This is a genomic window from Bacillus sp. AF62 (assembly GCF_050312695.1).
Taxonomy (GTDB): Bacteria; Bacillota; Bacilli; order Bacillales; family Bacillaceae_G; genus Bacillus_A; species Bacillus_A cereus.
In genome coordinates this window covers 1-386 of sequence record NZ_JBNPJZ010000261.1, presented here as the reverse complement: position 1 = coordinate 386, position 386 = coordinate 1, and the positions used below count along the sequence as shown (strand labels likewise).

Here is a 386-nt window from a genome sequence, read left to right as displayed (position 1 = left end):
TACGTGCCATTTGATATTAAAGATTTCTTAGTTACATTTGGGACACCAATTCCATTACCTGGTGGAGTGGAACTAACTTTTGAGCCACGCGGTGATTTAATTGAATTCTATGCAGATGACATGCTTTATTACGCGGCAAGTAATAACCAAGGTTACGATGGAACATTAAGTATTGCTACTATCCCAGAAAAATTTGCTATCGATGCACTGGGTGAGGAATTAGATGAAACGGATGGCGTATTAAATGAATTAGCTGATGCAAAAGGAAAACCGTTCGCTTTATTATTTGAGTTTGATGGTGACGTGAACGCAACTCGACATGTTATGTATAACTGTTCAGCAAGTCGTCCAACACTTGCATCTAAAACAAAAACAAGTTCGGCTGA

Annotated in this window: 1 protein-coding gene; it reads left to right on the top strand. The window is 38.6% G+C overall.

Going from position 1 to position 386, the window contains the following annotated elements; all coding sequences use genetic code 11:
• On the top strand, positions 1-386 hold a 386-nt coding region (locus ACQRBL_RS32640), incomplete at both ends, for a major tail protein (protein WP_427736462.1).